Source organism: Desulfovibrio sp. (assembly GCF_035644575.1).
Lineage (GTDB): Bacteria > Desulfobacterota > Desulfovibrionia > Desulfovibrionales > Desulfovibrionaceae > Desulfovibrio.
Map to the genome: position 1 here is coordinate 1 of NZ_DASQOG010000109.1, position 2,858 is coordinate 2,858.

The following is a 2,858-nucleotide window of genomic DNA, read 5'->3' on the forward strand; positions in this document are numbered from 1 at the left end:
GGCGGCATCAAGCTGCCCGGCCTTTTCTAGAGCCATGCACGATCGGATTCCCGAACCGCTCAAGGCCCTGGTAGAGCAGCTTTCGCGTCTGCCGGGCCTTGGCCCCAAATCCGCCATGCGGGCCGCCATGGCCCTGCTCAAATGGCCGGAAGCCGAAACACGGCGTCTTGGGCGCGGCATCCACGACCTGCGCGACAATCTGCACCTCTGCTCGCGCTGCGGCGGGCTTTCTTCCGCAGACCCCTGCGCCGTCTGTTCCGATACGGAGCGCGCCCGTGATACGCTTTGCCTTGTCACGGAATGGGACAGCATGCTCACGCTGGACGAAGGCGGCTTTTATCACGGCCAGTATTTGATACTGGGCGGCCTGCTCGCCCCTCTTGAGCGTATGGATTCCGACAGTCTGGACATGGACCGGCTGGTGAAACGCCTGGGCGAAGGCGAGGTGCAGGAGCTTATTCTGGCCCTGGGCGCAACGCTTGAGGCAGAGAATACGGCTTCCTTCATCCGGCAGATGGTGCGCAGGCAGTTCCCCGCCGTGCGCGTTTCGCGTCTTGCGCAGGGGATTCCCCTTGGGGCCGAAGTAAAATTTATGGACAAGGAAACCCTGCGACAATCCCTGCAATTCCGGCAGGATCTCTCCTGACATCCCGCATATCCAACTCAGCGACTCGTCTTTTTTTTCACTCCGCTATAAATTTTTCGATGATTCTGCCGTAAGAAGGGCAACACGGAGATTGTCTGCGTTGCCCTGCAATACGCATGTGATTTGTGCACATTTGCACAATCCCCTTGTTTTTCTGCCTTCTGGCATATACTATTAGATAAATAATATATGCTACATGTTTTGCCAAAGACACATGCATCGTAAAAACTTTCAGGAATCTCAGTGGGATGGTTTCTGTCTGCGCGCTGCATTGCTTTGCACAGGCCAACTGACAGCGCCCGGGCCGAATGGCGTTTGCCAGCAAATCAAAGGCGCAGGATGAGGTTCCATTCCATGAACATGACTTTGGCTTATCGCATCATCTTTGTTTTTGTCGCGGGTCTCGTGCTGGCCTGTATGGCCATGCTCATCGGGTTTAATATGGTTCTGGGCGATGCCCTGTCCGGCGCTGCCGCCCTGAAAGCCCTGCTGATTGGCGGCGGCTTTACACTCCTGCTAGCTGTTGCTGGCTCCTTCTTTATATGCAACAGGCTCTGCCCCATCCGCAAAATTGTGCTTTACGCCAAGGCCATTGCCGCAGGCGATGAAAAAGCCAAGCTGGATATAGACCGTACCGACTGCCTGGGCCACATGGCCTCGGCCCTGCAAGAGATGGTAGCCAAGCTCGAAGGCCAGGCCCACTGGTATGAGAGCATACTCAACACCCTGCCCCTCTCCATTTCGGTAACAGATAACGACATGGTCTGGACATTCTGCAACAAGGTCGCGCTTGAAAGCATGAATAAATCCTGTCAGGGCGATGTTGTGGGCAAGCACTGTTCTGAAAAGCAGGGCAATATCTGCAACACGCCGCAATGCGGCATTGAGCAGCTGCGCCTGGGGAACAAGCAGGTTTTCAATGAGATGCCCAATGGCAAGACCATGAAGATCATGCTCGACTATTTGCAGGATCGGCGCGGCAAAGTTGTGGGTCATGTGGAAATCGGCGAGGACATCACCGAGCGCATTGTCCTTGAAAAGAAGGCCGAGCAGGCCGCGCACAAAGCCCGCATGGAAACTGTGAACCAGCTTGAGGGCGTTGTGGAAACATTGCAGCATGCCGCCAATACTCTCGACAAGTCGCTCAACGATGTGCGCGACAAGTCCGGCACGGTGGCCGACCGCATGGCCGAAACCGCCACTGCCATGGACGAAATGAACTCCACCGTGCTTGAAGTGGCCCACAATGCCGATGGCGCTGCCGATGCGGCCAATTCCGTGCAAGGGCACGCCCAGGAAGGCGCGGACATTGTGCTGCGCACCATCAAGAACATGCAGGAAGTGCAGGGCAAGGCCTCTGGCCTCAAGGGCGAAATGAGCACGCTGGACAAACAGGCAAGGGATATTGGAGCAGTACTGACGCTTATCCGCGACATTGCCGACCAGACCAACCTGCTTGCCCTTAACGCCGCCATTGAAGCCGCCCGCGCTGGCGATGCCGGTCGCGGTTTTGCCGTGGTGGCGGACGAAGTGCGCAAACTGGCCGAAAAAACCATGAGCGCCACCAGCGAGGTGGAAAAAGCCATTGCCGCCATTCAGGAAGGCACCAGCAAAAGCGCCACCACCGTGGATCACACTGTCAATTCCATTGAGGAAGTGAGCCACATGGCGCAGGAATCGGGGCACTCGCTTGACCTTATCTCAAATCTTGCTGGCGATTCCAGCAGCCGGGTTTCCGCCATTGCCACGGCAGCCACACAGCAGTCGGCGGCCTCGGAAGAAATCAACCGCAATATTGCCGAGGTCAACACGCTGAGCGCACGCATTGCCGAGGCCACCAATGCCGCCGCAGGTCAGGTGCGCGACCTTGCCGCTCAGGTCAATATTGTAACGGGCATCCTTGACGACATCCGCAAAGACGATAAAAAACACGCTGCCAAGGCGTAGTCCGGGAAATAACCGGGCACCAGCCCCTGATATAAATCAGCCGCCGGAATACGCTTCCGGCGGCTTTTTTTGCGCTGCCCGCGGGTAAAAAACGTCAGGGTTACGTTCGCAAACCACCACTTGCGCAAGTTTTTTGATTTTTTTTGCCTAACCGCTCTGGACGATAACGGAGAAGGACTTACATATTGTTCGCGCCCAACCAATGGCGCTGATTTTCCCGCGCTCGCCGCCGTTTGCGCACTCCCTGAGGCCCCTCGGAGGTGGT

Annotated in this window: 2 protein-coding genes; both read left to right on the plus strand. The window is 56.8% G+C overall.

Annotated features, from left to right (window positions below; all coding sequences use genetic code 11):
- Window positions 1-34: 34 nt before the first annotated feature.
- The gene (gene recR / locus VEZ52_RS06285) at window positions 35-646 is read left to right on the plus strand and encodes a recombination mediator RecR (protein ID WP_324836066.1); all 612 of its coding nucleotides are present in this window, start codon (window positions 35-37) and stop codon (window positions 644-646) included.
- A gap of 354 nt (window positions 647-1,000) precedes the next feature.
- A complete protein-coding gene (locus tag VEZ52_RS06290; RefSeq protein ID WP_324836065.1) occupies window positions 1,001-2,593 on the plus strand; it encodes a methyl-accepting chemotaxis protein in 1,593 nt (530 codons plus the stop codon).
- Window positions 2,594-2,858 lie beyond the last annotated feature (265 nt).

Bases quoted from the DNA above. Each gene is read 5' to 3' on its own strand.
- recR (WP_324836066.1), top strand. From the start codon at position 35: ATGCACGATCGGATTCCCGAACCGCTCAAGGCCCTGGTAGAGCAGCTT.
- VEZ52_RS06290 (WP_324836065.1), top strand. From the start codon at position 1,001: ATGAACATGACTTTGGCTTATCGCATCATCTTTGTTTTTGTCGCGGGT.